The sequence below is a fragment of the Williamwhitmania taraxaci genome (assembly GCF_900096565.1).
Classification (GTDB): domain Bacteria; phylum Bacteroidota; class Bacteroidia; order Bacteroidales; family Williamwhitmaniaceae; genus Williamwhitmania; species Williamwhitmania taraxaci.
Map to the genome: position 1 here is coordinate 15,963 of NZ_FMYP01000046.1, position 16,159 is coordinate 32,121.

The window sequence follows — 16,159 nt, forward strand, 5'->3', positions numbered from 1 at the left end:
AGACTAACAGTAAACTCCAATCTTATAATTTGATAAGTTTAGCATCAATAAGTCCATCAATAAACAAAACAAACTTTTGATACTCTGCCAGCAAAATTTCCTTATTAAGTATCAGCTGAGTGGATTGGTTCTTAACTATTAGCATCTCGTTTTCGTAGCGAACGTTGAAGCGGGAGTAGAAGTCATTTTGGATAAGATCGCGAACGGCATTGTTGGCAAAGAACTTGCGCAGCTCCCACAAGCGGTTGGTTTCAAATCCAATCACCTTATCGAAATCCTTAAAGCCACTATGCGGTTTGTTGTGCCAGAATATTTTATCGTAGACGCCTTTGGGAAAGTAGTGCAGGAAAAAACTAACCTGATCGGGAATAAAGGACTCTATGCGCAAATCATCGAGATGATATTCGTTAAGAATATTAGGTGCAATTAGGAAACATGAATTCAACTCAATAATCAATCCTCTATGAGGCTTTGAGATTTGAAGCAGATGTAAATCGAAATAGTAATCGCCAAACCGTTGCTCCTGCATGCGGGTAGTAAATACACCACCGATAGCCTCAGCTGTCTCTGTCCAAAACAGAGAGGGATTCTCCTCAACAATGGTATACTTATTCTCCATAAAATCCTTATCGATAAAAACTAAACTACTTTGTGAGAAGATATGCAACACGGATAAGCTGTTGTATTACCTACCTTTCCGCACTATATTCTTGACTCAAAAGCAATAACAAAGTTAATGCTTTTGACCAATTATGATGAGTTAGGTGGTCTTTTTTTACGAATGGAAAAACGCATCATTTAACCGATCGGTAACCAGCACATTAACATTTTACAAAGAGAAAAGCCTATCGCATTCCCTAAAAAAGGGTTGCCATAGGCTCTCTATACTGAAGAATAGTAACTGAATTTACACGGTCTTATACACAAATGCATTGATATTCATACCGGCTCCTACCGAGGCAAAAACAAGGTATTCGTCCTTCTTGAACTGTTGGTTTTCCATCTTCCCTTTTGCAATCATATCGTAGAGAATAGGGATGGTCGCCACCGAGTTATTCCCAAGCGTCGAAATTGTCATAGGCATGATATCGGCGGGAACCTCCTTCACTCCATATAGTTTCAGCAAACGAGCAAGAATAGCATCGTCCATTTTAGCATTAGCCTGATGGATAAGCACCTTACCAATATCCGAAATGTTAATTCCTGCCTTATCGATACACTGTTTAACCAATTGTGGAACATGATTTAGTGCATACTCATAGAGCTTTCTCCCATTCATCTTAAGAAAGAGGTCATCGCTTCCATATTCAGGGTTATAGGACAAATCCATGGTAAGCAGTTGACCATGATCGAGGGTATCGGAGCGGGTAAGGTGTGTAATAATTCCTACAGGAGTAGGACTTTCGAGGGCCTCAAGGACTACTGCCCCTGCACCGTCGGAATAAATCATACAATCAATATCGTGGGGATCGGCAATGCGCGAGAGTGTTTCGGCACCAATTACCAGAACCCGCTTGGCATCACCCGAACGAATATAGTAATCGGCTTGGATAACCGCTTGAATCCATCCCGGACAACCAAAAGGGAGGTCGTAGGCAACCGTAAATGGATTTACAATACCAAGCATGCGCTTAACGCGCGAAGCAAGGCTGGGGACAATATCGGTACGCCGATTCTCCTTACTAACATCACCAAAGTTATGGGCAACAATAATATAATCAAGTGTCTCCATATCGATACCGGAGGTGGTTAGCGCATCTTTTGCTGCCAAAAAGGCAATATCCGAAGCCTTTAAATCATCGGTTACGTAGCGACGCTCGCTAATTTCCGTAATCTGATGAAATTTTTCGATAACCTCTTGATTAGACTTTTCTATTCTTACGCCAGAAGCATTAAAGAATTCATTGTTCAAGAAATTTTCATTCTTTACAACTTGGGTGGGAATGTATCTGCCAGAGGCAGCAATTGTGGAATAAACTGGATAACTCATATGCATGTTCGTTTCTAATACAAAATTCCAACAGCGACAAAGCGAACAAGGTAATGGTTATTTTTTCAAATTGCAAATGACTATAAACAAGACTTTATAAGGCTTTTAACCTTCCAATTTTGCAATTCATAAGGGGAAAAATGACGGTTTGAGGTTATTTTTAACCAAACTCGGCGACTTGCTGTCTGAAAAAGAAGTAAACCAATACCGTTGTGATTTGCAACAGTATTGGTTCCTGATTGAGCGGGTCATAAACAAACTCCAAATATATCTGACAGCACAGGAAGGGTTAATACGTTCAGAACGTTCTATCTAAATAAGTGTTCATTGATCTTGGATATCAACACCTTTCTCGTAAAAGGTTTTGTCACAAAATCGGAACAACCACATGAAAATGCTTTGTTTCTGTCAATTTCGGTAGAATAAGCAGTCAAGGCTATAACAGGGATATCAGGTAAGAATTCTTTAATACGTTTTGTTGCTTCAAAACCATCCATATCCGGCATCCTAAGGTCCATAAGAATAAGATCAGGTGGTTCTATTTTGCATAATTGTATTGCATTGCTGCCAGTTAAAGCGTGGCGTACTTTAATATTAAGATCCGACAATAATTCTCGAACGAGCTCAAAATTAATTACATCATCCTCGGCTACCAATACAATTTTTGTAGTAAGTACTTCTGAATTCTTTTCTTCAGAAATATGATGATCACCTATATTTTTGTTTTTTACAATATCATAAGGTATTGTGAAAAAGAAGGTTGAACCTTCATTTTGTGTTGATGTCACCCACATTTTTCCTCCCAAAAGTTCAGCATATGCTTTACAGATTGATAAACCAAGCCCAGTTCCCTCGCATAGTCGAGCTTCTGAATGTTCAACCTGATAAAAACGGTCAAAAATCTTGGTGAATTTGTCTTCGGATATTCCAATTCCAGTATCGGATACATGAAACTGTATATTACCGTCGATAAGACTGTACCCAATATTTATTTTCCCCTGCGAAGTAAATTTGAGAGCATTATTAGTCAAGTTGGAGAGAATCTGGGTAAGTTTTGTCACGTCTGTTATGATATTGGCTGCAGGATCAGAGAGCCCGATATCAAAACCAAATTCCAGACTTTTTCCAGATATAAGCGTATTGAACCGGTTATATAAATCATTCATTATTGTATTCAAATTAAACTCATCTTTATTGAGTTGCAAAATGCCTGCTTCAATATTTGAGAATTCAACAACATCATTGACAATAGCAAGTAAGTGATCGCTGCTCCGATTAATAGTCTCGATGAAGGATCTCTGTTTTTCAATAGACAGTCTCGGGTTATCGAGTAATGAACTGAATCCAACAATAGCATTTAATGGTGTTCTTATTTCGTGAGAAATATTACGAAGAAATGCAGTTTTTAACTTATCGCTTTCTTCCGCTTTTTCTTTAGCTGAGATCAACCCCTGCTCAATTATTTTTCGGTCGGTAATGTCCTCAAATGTTGTATAGACCTGATATGCAATACTTTCTCCGGCCACAAACTGAGGTACGGCGTTTACATTTATCCAGGTAGTTCTTTCATTTTGAGGATTGAAAATTCCCATTACTACATTACTTATTTCTTTCCCTGTTTTAAGAGCCTCAATCGATGGATGGGCTTCTCCTATAAAGTCGGAGCCATCTTCATGAATTGCTTTCCAGCGGGGATCAAAAGATGTTCGTCCCATCATCTGATCGAGAGTCAATCCTAAAATTCGTTCAGAAGCTTTATTTGCAGATATTATTGCTCCATCTGCTGCCTGGTAAATCACGCCCTGGAGCATCGTCTCAAACAAGGTTCTGTGTTTTACTTCGCTTACTCGAATCTCCTCCTCCAAACGTTTTCGTCCGGTAATATCCTCTATAATGCAGTACGCTCTTAACTCTTCACCTATACTATTATTCAAAACTGATGAGTTCACAAGCACGGTAACTTCCTCACCATTTTTTCTTGCCATTTTGAGTTCATCAGAACAGATTAATCCGGTTTTGAATATCTCGCGTAGCGATTGTGTTGCTTTCTCAGCAGAAGCCGGATAAAACATCTTTGTAAAAGACTGGCCAACTAATTCATCTTTAGTATATCCAAGTAATAAATATGTTCTATTATTACAATCCAGAATAATTCCCTCTGAATCAAGAGATAAGATCATATTTGGCGCTTCCTCAAAAATACTCTTGTATTTTTCCCTTGTTTCGAATAATTCTTCATTTATTCTCTTCAGCTGAATTGAGTGCTTAATGGTACGATTTAGTAATATTGCATTGACCTGATTTTTCGGCAGGTAATTCAAAGCTCCTTTACGAATCGCTTCAATACCAAGATTCTCATTATCTACGCCAGTAATAATTACTATCGGGCTCCTTGGATTGATTGAAACAATCTCATCAAAAGTACTCATGCCTTGGCTGTCAGGTAATCCAAGATCGACAAGTATAATATCAAATTTCTGTCCTCTAATACGCAAAAGGCTATCGGCAAGAGTTGAGGTGAAGTGTATTGAATACGTAACACTTAAATCCAATCTAAGATATTCCTCTATCAGCCTAGCATCGCCCTGATTATCTTCTATTATAAGGACACTAATGGTATCCATGGGACAGATTTATTTACCATTTGGTAGTTTGACAATAGTTAACCAAAAATCCTCAATAGATTTAACAACCTTCATAAACTGATTCAGGTCAATTGGTTTTGTTATGAAGCAATTGGCATGAAGATTATATGATTTCAGAATATCCTCTTCCGCTTTTGAAATTGTTAAAACTACTACAGGGATTCTTTTCAAATCATCATTCTCTTTGATTTCTTGCAAAACCTCCCGGCCATCTTTCCTTGGAAGATTCAGGTCGAGAAGGATTATATCGGGTCGTTCAACTTCCGAATATTTACCCTTTTTATTCAAATAATCCATTGCTTCTACGCCATCTTCCACATGGTTTATGACATTTATGATTTTGCTGTCTTTCAAGGCTTCCTTTGCCAGACGGGCATCTCCCGGATTATCTTCAACCAGAAGAATGCTAACAGGTTTAATAGAATCTAGATTTTTCATTTTCAGTCACATTTTATTTATTAATCGTGAAATAGAATGTAGTTCCTTTACCAACCTCGGATTCTAGCCATATTTTGCCATTATGCCGTTCTATTATTCTTTTGCAGATGGCTAGGCCTACTCCTGTTCCGGGGTATTGAACTTTGGTGTGGAGTCGTTGAAAGATTTGGAATATCCTTTCAAAATACTGAGGAGCTATTCCAATGCCGTTGTCTTTGACCGAGAATTGGTGATATCCCGCTTCAGAATGGCATGATATATGAATGATTGAAGTCCCTTCAGACCTAAATTTAATTGCGTTATCAATTAAGTTCTGAAACAACCGAATCAGTTGTGATTCATCACCTACAACAAAAGGAAGATCATCACTGGTAACAATAGCGCATGTCTCTGTTATTTTGGCATGAAGATTATTAATTGCCTGACCCAATACCGAAGAAGTATCGAGTTTGATGAACTCTTTGCCTCGAGTGGTGACTCGTGAAAACTCAAGCAGATCATTGATAAGCATTTGCATCCTATTGGCACCATCTACTGCAAAGTGGATAAAATCGTGGGCATCAGTATCAAGTTTGTCTGAATACTTCTGCTCGAGAAGCTGTGTAAAACTTGATACCATTCGCAATGGTTCCTGAAGATCGTGAGATGCAACATATGCAAATTGTTCCAACTCTTCATTAGACCTTTTCAGATCTATTACATATTTATTCAGTTTTTCTTCCATTAATTTGCGATCTGTAATATCACGTGCCGCAGCATAAATCAGTTTTCCAGAGGGAGCAGACTGCCACTCGAGCCATCTGTAAGTACCATCTTTGCAGCGATAACGGTTGACAAAACATATTACTGCCTCCTGTGAGGCGAGTTTTGAAACCACATCTAGAGTAGGTTGAAGATCATCAGGATGAGTGAAGTCAAGAAAAGGCTTAGCCATGAGCTCTTCCATTGTGTATCCAAGGGTCTTCTCCCATGCAGGGTTCAATAACCGAAAATTACCGTCGGTATCAGCAATACATAGAAGGTCGAGCACCACTGAAAAGAATCCATTTAGGTCTTTTATTTTCGCCTGTAAGGCCTCTTCTGCCCCTTTGAGATCGCTAATGTCACGAATTGATCCAACAAGAAATTTATTACCATTATTGTCACTAAATCGTGTCTTCCTTGTAGAAATTGTTCGCGATTGGCCATCTCTTACAGTAAGTAATTCCTCATTTATATTTTCCTTCCCATCTATGAGCACCTGCTTATCAATCCTTAAAAAACTTTCCCGCTCCTCAGGAGTCACATCTTCGGCAAGTGTTTTTCCTATAATATCAGACCTCCCAAGATCAAATATTTTACAAAATGCATCATTTACAATAAGAAGTCTGCTTTGGTCGTCCTTCACGAAAACCGGGTCGCCCATGCTGTTGATAATATTATTGAGGAATATCTCACTTTTTTCTGCAATTTCTTTGGCTTTTAATAGTTCATTTTCTATAAGTTGCAACCCAACCAATCCCATTTCCCCAATTAACAAGGTAAGTTGAGAAAGGAAATCCATACTCTTTTTTACATCCTCGTCACTAATCACAGGAACATTAGACAATGCCTTCAAATATTTTTCCTCATCAAACCCATATTTATGAGCCTGTTTTTTAAAAAAATCAAGATCGGGCTTCTCCGAAAGAAACTGACCAATAAAGAAGGTACCTACTTGTTCGTTGTTTATTTTAATAGGAAAAGCAACATCAGTCATTCCGTTCAAACATTTATACATATTAAATGGCATGCCACTTTTGATGTTGTTTGCCAGAGAAGTATCACTTTCCACACAGTTTTTGCAGGTATCCTTGTTAATCCGGTGGAACTTAGTGCAGATATCCTGCCAACCTGTTGCAATTAGAACTTTACCTTCCAGGTCGAGGACAGCAGTCCCCATATGTGTCAAAACAGTATATTTCTCCAGAAGGAGATTAAGACCGGAGATATCTATAATTTCTGAAATATGCTTCTCCATAAATAAATAATATTAATGGTTAATCATTTCCAATGACAAAAAATAAATTATCTGATTAAGAATAAAGCAAGGTACATCATAAAAACGAATTACGAGGTATCTTTTTAGAATTTGTTATTCTTGCAATTGCAATTGTTATCGCTTGTTAGAAACATTGAATGGACATATTAGAATCCATTTTGGCCAAGTATAGCTGGTCAAAAGCAGATCTTTTGGCAACGGAGCGGTTCCGGAAAAAGGACTGAAATATTCTGCTTTTACTCGATAGGCTCGTGAACTCTCTTCGTTCGGATGCTCGGAGTTTCCGGTATGGGAATTAGTGAATCTGGTCTCGTAAAATCACCTTGCTACAAACTAACTAGAAAACCCAATTGTGCTTATTTTAGTCATAGTTTTCCATATGCCAGTAAACGCAAAGGCAAACCATCAGTTGGTTTGCCTTTGCGTTTACGAGTAACTACGAAATGCGTTAATGGCAATTACAGTTTACCACGCAAATATTGGATTGGCCAATCGATATCGTCGCCCAGCTGCTTTGCTGCGTTGAGTGGGAAGTAGGGATTTCGGAGCGATTCGCGGGCAATAAGGATAAGATCGGCTTGCTCTTGTTGCAGAATATCCTCTGCCTGCTGTGCATCAGTTATAAGTCCAACGGCTCCAGTCATGATTCCTACTTCTCTTTTTATACGCTCGGCAAAGGAAACCTGATATCCCGGCGCCAGTGGAATCTTTGCATAGGGCACCATTCCCCCCGAAGAAGTATCAATCAGGTCGACTCCTAGTTGTTTTAGTATGTGGGCAAGCTTAACGGATTCATCAACATTCCAACCACCTTCAACCCAATCGGTAGCAGAGATACGCACAAATAGAGGCAGGTTTTGGGGCCATACCTCCTTAACTGCTTCCACAACTTGCACAAGTAAACGTATTCGGTTTTCAAAACTTCCACCATATTCATCGGTTCGGTGGTTGCTTAGTGGCGATAGAAACTGATGTAGAAGGTAACCGTGCGCGGCATGTATTTCAACCACTCTAAATCCAGCCTTGTACGAGCGCAAGGCAGCTCGGCGGAAGTTGGAGATAATCATTTTTATACCTTCAATGCTTAGAGCCTCGGGGATTTCATCGTCGCTATTAAAAGCAACTTCCGAAGGAGCAATAGTAGTCCAACCACCCTCCTCTTTTTTAAGTTGCTTTCCGCCCTCCCACGATCGAGCACAGCCGGCTTTACGTCCAGCATGCGCCAGCTGAATTCCAGCCACCGCTCCCTGTTGATGAATAAAAGCGGTAATCCTCTCAAGCATCTCTATGTGTTCCTCTTTATAGATTCCCAAATCATGGGCCGAAATACGCCCTTCAGCCGAAACTGCAGTGGCTTCGATTATAATTAAGCCGGCACCTCCAACGGCGCGACTACCTAGGTGTACCAAGTGCCAATCGCTAGCAAAACCATCAATGGCCGAATACGTACACATTGGCGAAATGACAATCCTATTACTAAAGGTTACATCCTTAATGGTGAGTGGTGAAAAGAGTTTTGACATGACAGAAACAGATTATTCATTAACTACAACAGAAATTTCTTTTAAACTACTTTTTCTTCAGTTTTGCTTGCACTTCTGGTAGTAGGTGCATCTTTACCCAGTCGAACTCGGGGGCAATTACCAAGGCTTTTTTGTAGATGGCCTCCGCCTTTGCATACTCGTCCAATTTGTAGTAGCAAGTTCCGAGGTTTGCAAGGGCATTTACGTAAACCCAGCGACATTGGTTTGGATCCATCTTCTCGAAAGCAGCAATGGATTTTAGGTAAAACCCAACCGCTTCTTCAAGGTCGCCCCCAAAGATATAAGGGGTAAACTGCTTAGCATTGGCCTTATCAATTAAAACATACGCATTCATGGGGGCGGTGTTAAGCGCCAAATCGATTATTCGCAAACTCTTTGGCCCATTTATTGGTGCCCCAAATGGTCTCAATTCTACAGTGAATGCCAAAAAAGATGCCTTAAGTGCCATAGCTTCTGCATTCTTCGGATTTTGAATTAACAAAGACTCAACGTTAGCAAGTCCCTTGTCGAGATCAACAAGTGCCCCTTTTCCCTTTTTCTCATTGATAAGAAAAGCAACTAACCCATAGCGCGTTCGGGCAATCTCCAAGAGCAATTCGCTGCTTGGATGAGTTGCATTAATCTTTTCCATTTCTGGCAAGAATCTAACCCATTGGCTAACATTTCCTTCGACATAAGTATTATAGAGCTTGCAGCGGTATAGCTCAACGGCTGTAGGTTCCAAAGCCCTAACCGATAGCGAGGTTACCATAAAAATGAAGGCTACTACTAAGCCGATATATCTCTTCCTTTCCATTCTGTTTTCCCTTTAATTTTTGCATCTATTGATTGCTTAACTATACGTATAAACGCATAATGTTGATGAAGCATAGTTAAAACATTGAACAAAGAAAATTGTTTAGATGCCATTAAAACAAATAATCGAGTAAAGATAGCAGCCAGAAGGTATACGAATCCATAAATCCATGGCAAAGAGAGGAAAATTATTAAGAAACCGAAAGTAGTAAGGAAGGTAAATACAAATGTAAAAAGAAGACTATTCCCAAAAAAAGCGGGTAAGCTACGCGAAAGTCCAGCAATGGCCTCCTGATATCCCGAATACATCCGGCAGCGCACCTCTCCAGACCCAAGCAGCGTTGCCATTTTAAGTCTTTTTCGTTTAATAAGACGAGCAATAGCAATATCTTCCACCCTAACATCTTTAACTGCACTGTGCCACTGATTTTTTCGATATATACTTGCATCAAAAAACATCAGTTGACCATTAGCCGCCGAAAGAGAAACCTTACGCGAAAGCCTCACCAATACAAGCGGTAAGAGAGTCAAAAGAATCCAGTTCATAACCGGCACAACAATCTTCTCGCCACGAGTTACCATTACCTGAAACGGGAAAATAGAGAGTAGTGCTAAGTTACGCTTTCGAGTATAAGCAACCAACCGTGCCACTAATGTGGGCTCAATCGTTACATCAGCATCAAGGTATAATAAATAGTCTCCTTTAGCTTCGAGGGCAAGACGATAGCATGCATGGCTCTTGCCTAGCCATCCTTCGGGCAATGGAATTCCGGTGATTACGCGCAACGGAATCTGATCCGAAAATGATTTAGCCACCTCGGCTGTATTATCAATGGAGGCGTCGTCATAAACCAACACTTCAACATTCTTATAGTTACTAAGGCATAGTGTACGCATTAGATTTGGAAGGTTCTCTGCCTCGTTTCGTGCCGGAATTAGTATTGATACTAAGGCAAGATCCTCTGCTTGCATTTTCGGCAGGTAGGGGCTCGAAATCCAGTTGAGAAAAGCAACCAAAAACCTAAGGGCTAGAAATCCAATAACAAACCATCCAACGTATTCCATAACTATTTATAAAGTGCATTTTGACGCTGTATTGTTCGCTGAAAAAACTCATTGTAAGCATCTTCAACACTTGCGGCATCCGCGGTTCCAAAATCCTTATACTCCTCAACAGCAATAGTTAAAGAAGGTTTACGGTGCGAATAGTAATCGACTAAAGTTACCATAAAAACCAAGCAGATAGGTGTTTGCGAAGTCGATCGATTCAATACGAACTGAAGTCCCTTCTCGAACCGGAAGGTTGAGGTATAGGCACTTTCAATCTCGCCTTGAGGGAAAATGGCAACCATATTGCTGGAATCGTTAAGAAGGTCGACAGTATAGTTCAGCGACTCGATTACCGACTTAGTTCCAGGAAATATAGAATAAGCGCCAATACGAGAAAGAAACAAGCGGTGCTTAAGCTGCTCCTCCAGCATCATTATGTAAAACTTCCGCTTAAACACCATTCGGTTAAGGTGAAGGATAAAGAAACCATCCCACCAGCTAAAATGGTTTCCAATAATTAGGATTGGTCGCTCTTTATGCTCCACATGCCCGGTAATATTGATCTCACGAAATTGCTTCTTCAGAATATAGCCAATATACCTATCAAAGAACCATGCATACAGCCTATTATGGTTAGTTTTAATCATATCTCTGTTATAACGTCATGTGCACTATTCTAAATTACAAAAAAGAGTAGAGTTAATAGTCCAAAAAAAACAAATTGAATGATAAACAACGGTATAGCAATATAATTTCTGAAACGAAATTCCATAACCTCAACAATAGTGTGCATCAATAAAGCAACTCCAAACCAGCCAATAAAGTTTGCAATTCCGGGAGTTCCATCCCTCCATGTCCACATATCAAGCCGTCCTGCGGGGATTTCCACCAGCAAATCGTAAGCAACCAGTAAAAGTGCCCCAGCTACAACTCGAATCACAGCGCTGCTAAAATACTTTTCGACAATAACTCGGCTAGTATAAACCAGCATTAACCAGTTTAAGCCAATAATTAAAGGTACATCGAACATTTTTATGCCCAGTGATGCACCATAACTGTAATTACCAAAAAGCAAACCAGTATGTATGCCAACTACTTCGGCAACAAATCCGATAGTAGCAATAGCCAAGGCAATGGGCAACTGATACCAGCTATACGATTGCTGAAAAAGTAGTAATACGGCCATGCTTACCAGCAAAAACACCCAAGTAAGAGCAAATAGTTCGGGCCGATGCAGGCAGATGGCAATTCCGAAAACCCCAATAGCGTGAGCAATTGCTAAGGATATCACTACAAGTTTTAATGTCTTCATTCTTACAAATTGCATTTATAGGTTACAGCTATTGTGCGGGGAAGAAACCAAATCATCCACAATTTTTGCAGAAGCAAGACAAAGGGGAATTCCACCTCCCGGATGCACGCTACCGCCAACAAAGTAAAGCCCAGGAATACTCTTTCTATGGTTTGGGTGTCGGCTAAATGCTGCCATCATTCCGTTGGAGCTAATACCATAAAGAGAACCACCAAACGACGAAGTTGTTCGTGCAATGGTTGGTGGATCGATTACTCGCTCAAATTCAATGATAGGTTTCAAATCAATTCCAAGCATTGCCTTGATTTTTGCTTGTATCGAAACCCTACACTCCTCAACCAGCTTGGGCCAGTTTTGCCCGGTATCTGGAGGAACATTAATCATTGTAAACCAATTCTCGCACCCAGCAGGAGCATCGGAAGCAACCTGCTTTGAACTAATAAAGAGATAGACTGTAGGATCGGTTGATATTCGTCCCCGCTCCATCTCTTCAAACTCCTTCCGATAGTTTTCGGAGAAGAGAATATTATGCAACTCTAGCTGCGGATGCGTTGTTTTAACACCCCAGTAGAAAATCAGGGCAGAAGTTGATGGTTCCTGCTGCTTGTATAGCCAAGGTAATTTCTTTTCAGGTAAAAGAGTTGGATAGGCATAAAAGATATCGGTATCGTTTACCACAGCATCGAATTTGACCTCCTCCCCCTTAACGAGCAAACCGGTTACACCATTCTTATCTGTCAGGATTTTACCAACCGCACTTGAGAAATGAAAAGTTACGCCAACGTCGAGCGCTAATGCTTCCAACGCTTCGGATACCTGCCGCATACCCTTCTCCGGGAAGAAGGCACCTACATTGTGTTCTAAGTGAGGTATCATTGTAAGTGTGCCAGGGGCTTTGTATGGATTGGAGCCATTGTAGGTAGCATACCTATCGAAAAGTTGAACAATCCGACTATCGGCAAACGATTTTACATTTACCTGATGCATTGTGGTAAACGCCCGTAACCGTCGGGGATTCCGGGCAAGCAGTTTAGCCTCGGGGCTACTAAATACTTTATAGGTAGGAAACGGTGAGAAGATAAAGAGATTTGCAGTAAGCTCATACAGCAACTTTGATTCCTTTAGGTAATTGAGAATATTATGGGCAGGCTCACCAAAAGTCGCGCTGCACTCATCTGCAAACGCAACTGGGTCAGCATTGGCATTAAGCACACTTCCATCGGGATAAAAGTAGCGAGTAACAACATCCAACCGATTATACCGGATATAAGATGAGGCTTCCTTCCCTGCAGCAGTAAAAAGATCGTCGAGCAACTGTGGCAATGTAAACAGCGATGGTCCTGTATCGAATCGATAACCATTCCCGTTGAGTTGATTCAACTTTCCACCGGCCACTTCGCTCTGCTCATACACGTGAACATCAAAACCTTTAATGGCCATGCGAATTGCCGAAGCCATGCCGGCAACTCCGCTTCCTACAACTCCTATTTTTAATTTTCCCATTGCGCAGTATTGTTCTTTTCGTTAAATTTATGAAATTATTTTGAAATTATTACGGTTAACAAATTCTTATTGTTTATGTTTTCTCATGGTAATATAAACATTTTACGGTTTTTGATGTTAACCAATAAATAAAAGCAACCAAACAAAAGACAATAATAAAAACAGATGGCATGCAAAAGAAAGCCCTAATAGTTGGAACCGGTCTTGGAGGATTAACCACTGCACTTAGATTGTCGCGAAATGGTTATAAAGTGGAGATGGTTGAGAAATACAAGCAAGCCGGTGGAAGGCTGAACCAGCTGGTAAAAGATGGCTTCACCTTCGATTTGGCTCCCTCCTTCTTCAGCATGAGCTACGAATTTAAGGAGTTTGTGGACTACTGCGGCATCGAAATGCCGTTTAAATTCATTGAGTTGGATCCACTCTATTCGGTGAACTTTGCAGGAAGCGAAAGGAACTACTTAATATATAAAGACATTGCCAAATTGGCCAACGAATTTAAGGGAATTGAGCCAGACTTTGAGGCAAAGATGACCAAGTTCCTTAAGAAAGCGGGACGACTTTTTCATGATACCGAGGGAAAAGTTATTCGCAAGAATTTCAACTCACTACCACAGTTTCTAGCAACTTTGGCTACGGTGCCCATGCGGCACGCCCCTATGATGCTTCGGAGTATGTGGAGCGAGCTAAACCGTCATTTCAGCTCCTATGAGGTAAAGGTTATTTTTTCGTTGGTGGCCTTCTTTTTAGGTGCCACTCCATTCGATACTCCTGCAATATATAGCCTTCTTACCTACACCGAACTGGTGCACGATGGCTACCACAACGTGGAGGGCGGAATGTATCAAATAGTTGTGGGCATGCTGAAGGAGTTGGAGAAAGCCAACATCAACATTACCTACCACACCGAAATTGTTGGATTTGAGGATAAGGAAGGAGAGTTAGCGGCCCTTATCGACCAAAACGGAAAGCGGTGGGAAGCCGACATCTTTGTGATTAATAGCGATGCTGCCTATTTCCGAGGAAAGGTGTTTAACCGTAAACAGTTCTCCAACGAAAAGCTCGATAAGCAAAAATGGACGCTTGCGCCATTCACCATGTATCTGGGAGTTAAAGGTAAAATTGATAAGATGGCACACCATAACTACTACCTCCGAAACAACTTTGAGGAGTATGCTGGAAAGGTGTTTAAAAACTCCATTAGCCTTCAGCAACCTTACTATTACGTGAATGCTAGCAGCAAAAGTAACCCCACCACAGCACCCGAGGGCCATGAAAACCTCTTTGTGCTTTGCCCCGTTCCCGACCTTCGCTACAAACCGGACTGGAACGACCGCGAACAGCTGGCCGACGACATTATGACAGACCTTTCGGAGCGCGTTGGATTCGACATAAAGGGAAACCTAGTTACTAAAACCATTATTGACCCCATCGATTGGCAAAACATGTTTAACCTATACAAGGGAAGCGGCCTTGGGCTGGCTCATGACCTTAACCAAATTGGAGCTTTCCGACCAAAAAATACCGATGAGGTTTTCGAAAATGTATTCTATGTAGGCTCGAGCACGGTGCCAGGTACCGGACTTCCTATGGCTGTTATATCCTCAAAATTAGCAACCGAACAAATTGTAAAACGCTATGGAACTATACGATAAAACATGCATAAGCGTAAGTAAGCTTACCACTCGTGCATACAGCACCTCCTTTTCGCTCGGCGTTCGACTCCTAAACTCAAAGTATAGGGATGCCATTTATGGAGTTTATGGCTTTGTCCGCTTTGCCGACGAAATTGTGGATTCGTTTCAAGGCTACAACCAAGAAGAACTCTTCTTCAGGTTTAAGGAAGATACCTACAAGGCCATAAATGATGGCATAAGCACAAACCCCATACTCCAGAGTTTTCAGTTAATTGTGAATAAATACAACATTGATCATCAACTCATTGAATCGTTCCTTAAATCGATGGAGTGGGATTTGCAAAAGAGAACATACAACGACGACGAAATTAAGGACTACATTTATGGTTCCGCCGAAGTGGTTGGTTTAATGTGCCTTCGCATTTTTTACCATGATGACGACTCACAATACGAAGCACTCAAAAAACCCGCCCGTAAGCTTGGCGAGGCCTTTCAGAAAGTAAACTTTCTGAGAGATATTAAGGCGGATTACATGCAGCTTGGCCGTGTCTATTTCCCAGGTGTAGACTTTACCCAATTTACTGAAAAAGAGAAGAAGATTATTGAAGATGGCATCCAAGCCGATTTCAACGAAGCATTTATAGGCATTATAAAGCTAAAGCGAGAAGCACGCCTAGGTGTTTACTTGGCATACCGATACTACCTTCAGCTGTTCGATAAGATTAAAAAGGCCAAGGCCCGCGAAATAGCTCACGAGCGATACCGTATTTCGAATGCAACAAAAGCAACACTGCTAGCTAAGAGCTACTTGCGAGAATCGGTTGGTGTGTTTTAGACATATTTAGAGTAAACAGAAATATTCATTCGATAAATTAATAGATAAAACGGTCGAAGTTGTGCCACCCATTTCGGTTCAAGTTGTGCCAGGCGTTTCGGTCGAAGTTGTGCCACTTTTTTAGGTGCATTTAGGCTATTGTTTCGGTCGAAGTTGCGCCACCCGTTTCGACGCAAATTGCGCCATTGAGCCATTGAAAGGAATGATTTCTATCTTATCGCTGAAACTTAAATCAGGGATATGGCCGCAAAGAAGATAGATATCATGGATGTACGACAATTAATTCAGTTAAAAATCAAAGGAGAAAGCAACCGCAGCTGTTCTTCAAGTTTAGCCATACACCGCAATACGGTAAATTACTATGTCCGACAGCTGAAAGCAACAGGGACG

General features: G+C 40.8%; 13 protein-coding genes. 2 read left to right on the top strand and 11 right to left on the bottom strand.

Features of this window, described 5'->3' with window-relative positions:
- Positions 1 to 22: 22 nt before the first annotated feature.
- The 11 genes from BLS65_RS11950 to crtD all read right to left on the bottom strand — a co-directional run bounded on the left by BLS65_RS11950 (position 23) and on the right by crtD (position 13,297).
- Positions 23 to 619 carry a hypothetical protein gene (locus tag BLS65_RS11950; protein ID WP_092439294.1) on the bottom strand — a complete coding sequence of 199 codons (597 nt, stop codon included), beginning with the start codon at positions 617 to 619 and terminating at the stop codon, positions 23 to 25.
- A gap of 288 nt (positions 620 to 907) precedes the next feature.
- Positions 908 to 1,990 (bottom strand): 3-oxoacyl-ACP synthase III family protein, encoded by a 1,083-nt coding sequence (locus BLS65_RS11955; RefSeq protein ID WP_092439296.1) that lies wholly within the window; start codon positions 1,988 to 1,990, stop codon positions 908 to 910.
- Positions 1,991 to 2,298: 308 nt separating this feature from the next.
- Positions 2,299 to 4,614 (bottom strand): response regulator, encoded by a 2,316-nt coding sequence (locus tag BLS65_RS11960; protein ID WP_092439298.1) that lies wholly within the window; start codon positions 4,612 to 4,614, stop codon positions 2,299 to 2,301.
- A gap of 9 nt (positions 4,615 to 4,623) precedes the next feature.
- Positions 4,624 to 5,073, bottom strand: a complete 450-nt coding sequence (locus BLS65_RS11965) for a response regulator (protein ID WP_092439300.1) — start codon at positions 5,071 to 5,073, stop codon at positions 4,624 to 4,626.
- Between the two features lie 13 nt (positions 5,074 to 5,086).
- Positions 5,087 to 7,072, bottom strand: coding sequence for a PocR ligand-binding domain-containing protein (locus tag BLS65_RS11970; protein ID WP_092439302.1), 1,986 nt, complete (start codon positions 7,070 to 7,072; stop codon positions 5,087 to 5,089).
- Between the two features lie 479 nt (positions 7,073 to 7,551).
- Positions 7,552 to 8,616, bottom strand: coding sequence for an NADPH dehydrogenase NamA (gene namA / locus BLS65_RS11975; RefSeq protein ID WP_092439304.1), 1,065 nt, complete (start codon positions 8,614 to 8,616; stop codon positions 7,552 to 7,554).
- 46 nt (positions 8,617 to 8,662) lie between these two features.
- The gene (locus BLS65_RS11980) at positions 8,663 to 9,433 is read right to left on the bottom strand and encodes a tetratricopeptide repeat protein (RefSeq protein WP_092439306.1); all 771 of its coding nucleotides are present in this window, start codon (positions 9,431 to 9,433) and stop codon (positions 8,663 to 8,665) included.
- The gene (locus BLS65_RS11985; protein WP_092439309.1) at positions 9,406 to 10,497 is read right to left on the bottom strand and encodes a glycosyltransferase family 2 protein; all 1,092 of its coding nucleotides are present in this window, start codon (positions 10,495 to 10,497) and stop codon (positions 9,406 to 9,408) included. Before BLS65_RS11985 ends, BLS65_RS11980 begins: the two co-directional genes overlap by 28 nt.
- A gap of 2 nt (positions 10,498 to 10,499) precedes the next feature.
- Positions 10,500 to 11,129, bottom strand: a complete 630-nt coding sequence (locus BLS65_RS11990) for a lysophospholipid acyltransferase family protein (RefSeq protein WP_092439311.1) — start codon at positions 11,127 to 11,129, stop codon at positions 10,500 to 10,502.
- A gap of 29 nt (positions 11,130 to 11,158) precedes the next feature.
- Positions 11,159 to 11,794, bottom strand: a complete 636-nt coding sequence (locus BLS65_RS11995) for a carotenoid biosynthesis protein (RefSeq protein ID WP_170830105.1) — start codon at positions 11,792 to 11,794, stop codon at positions 11,159 to 11,161.
- 15 nt (positions 11,795 to 11,809) lie between these two features.
- On the bottom strand, positions 11,810 to 13,297 hold the full coding sequence (gene crtD / locus BLS65_RS12000; protein ID WP_092439315.1) for a 1-hydroxycarotenoid 3,4-desaturase CrtD: 1,488 nt from the start codon (positions 13,295 to 13,297) through the stop codon (positions 11,810 to 11,812).
- Between the two features lie 170 nt (positions 13,298 to 13,467).
- On the opposite strand from crtD, the gene BLS65_RS12005 reads away from it, so the two are divergent.
- Both BLS65_RS12005 and BLS65_RS12010 read left to right on the top strand, forming a co-directional pair.
- Positions 13,468 to 14,952, top strand: a complete 1,485-nt coding sequence (locus BLS65_RS12005) for a phytoene desaturase family protein (protein WP_092439317.1) — start codon at positions 13,468 to 13,470, stop codon at positions 14,950 to 14,952.
- A complete protein-coding gene (locus BLS65_RS12010) occupies positions 14,936 to 15,769 on the top strand; it encodes a phytoene/squalene synthase family protein (protein WP_092439319.1) in 834 nt (277 codons plus the stop codon). The genes BLS65_RS12005 and BLS65_RS12010 overlap by 17 nt, the downstream gene beginning before the upstream one ends.
- Positions 15,770 to 16,159 lie beyond the last annotated feature (390 nt).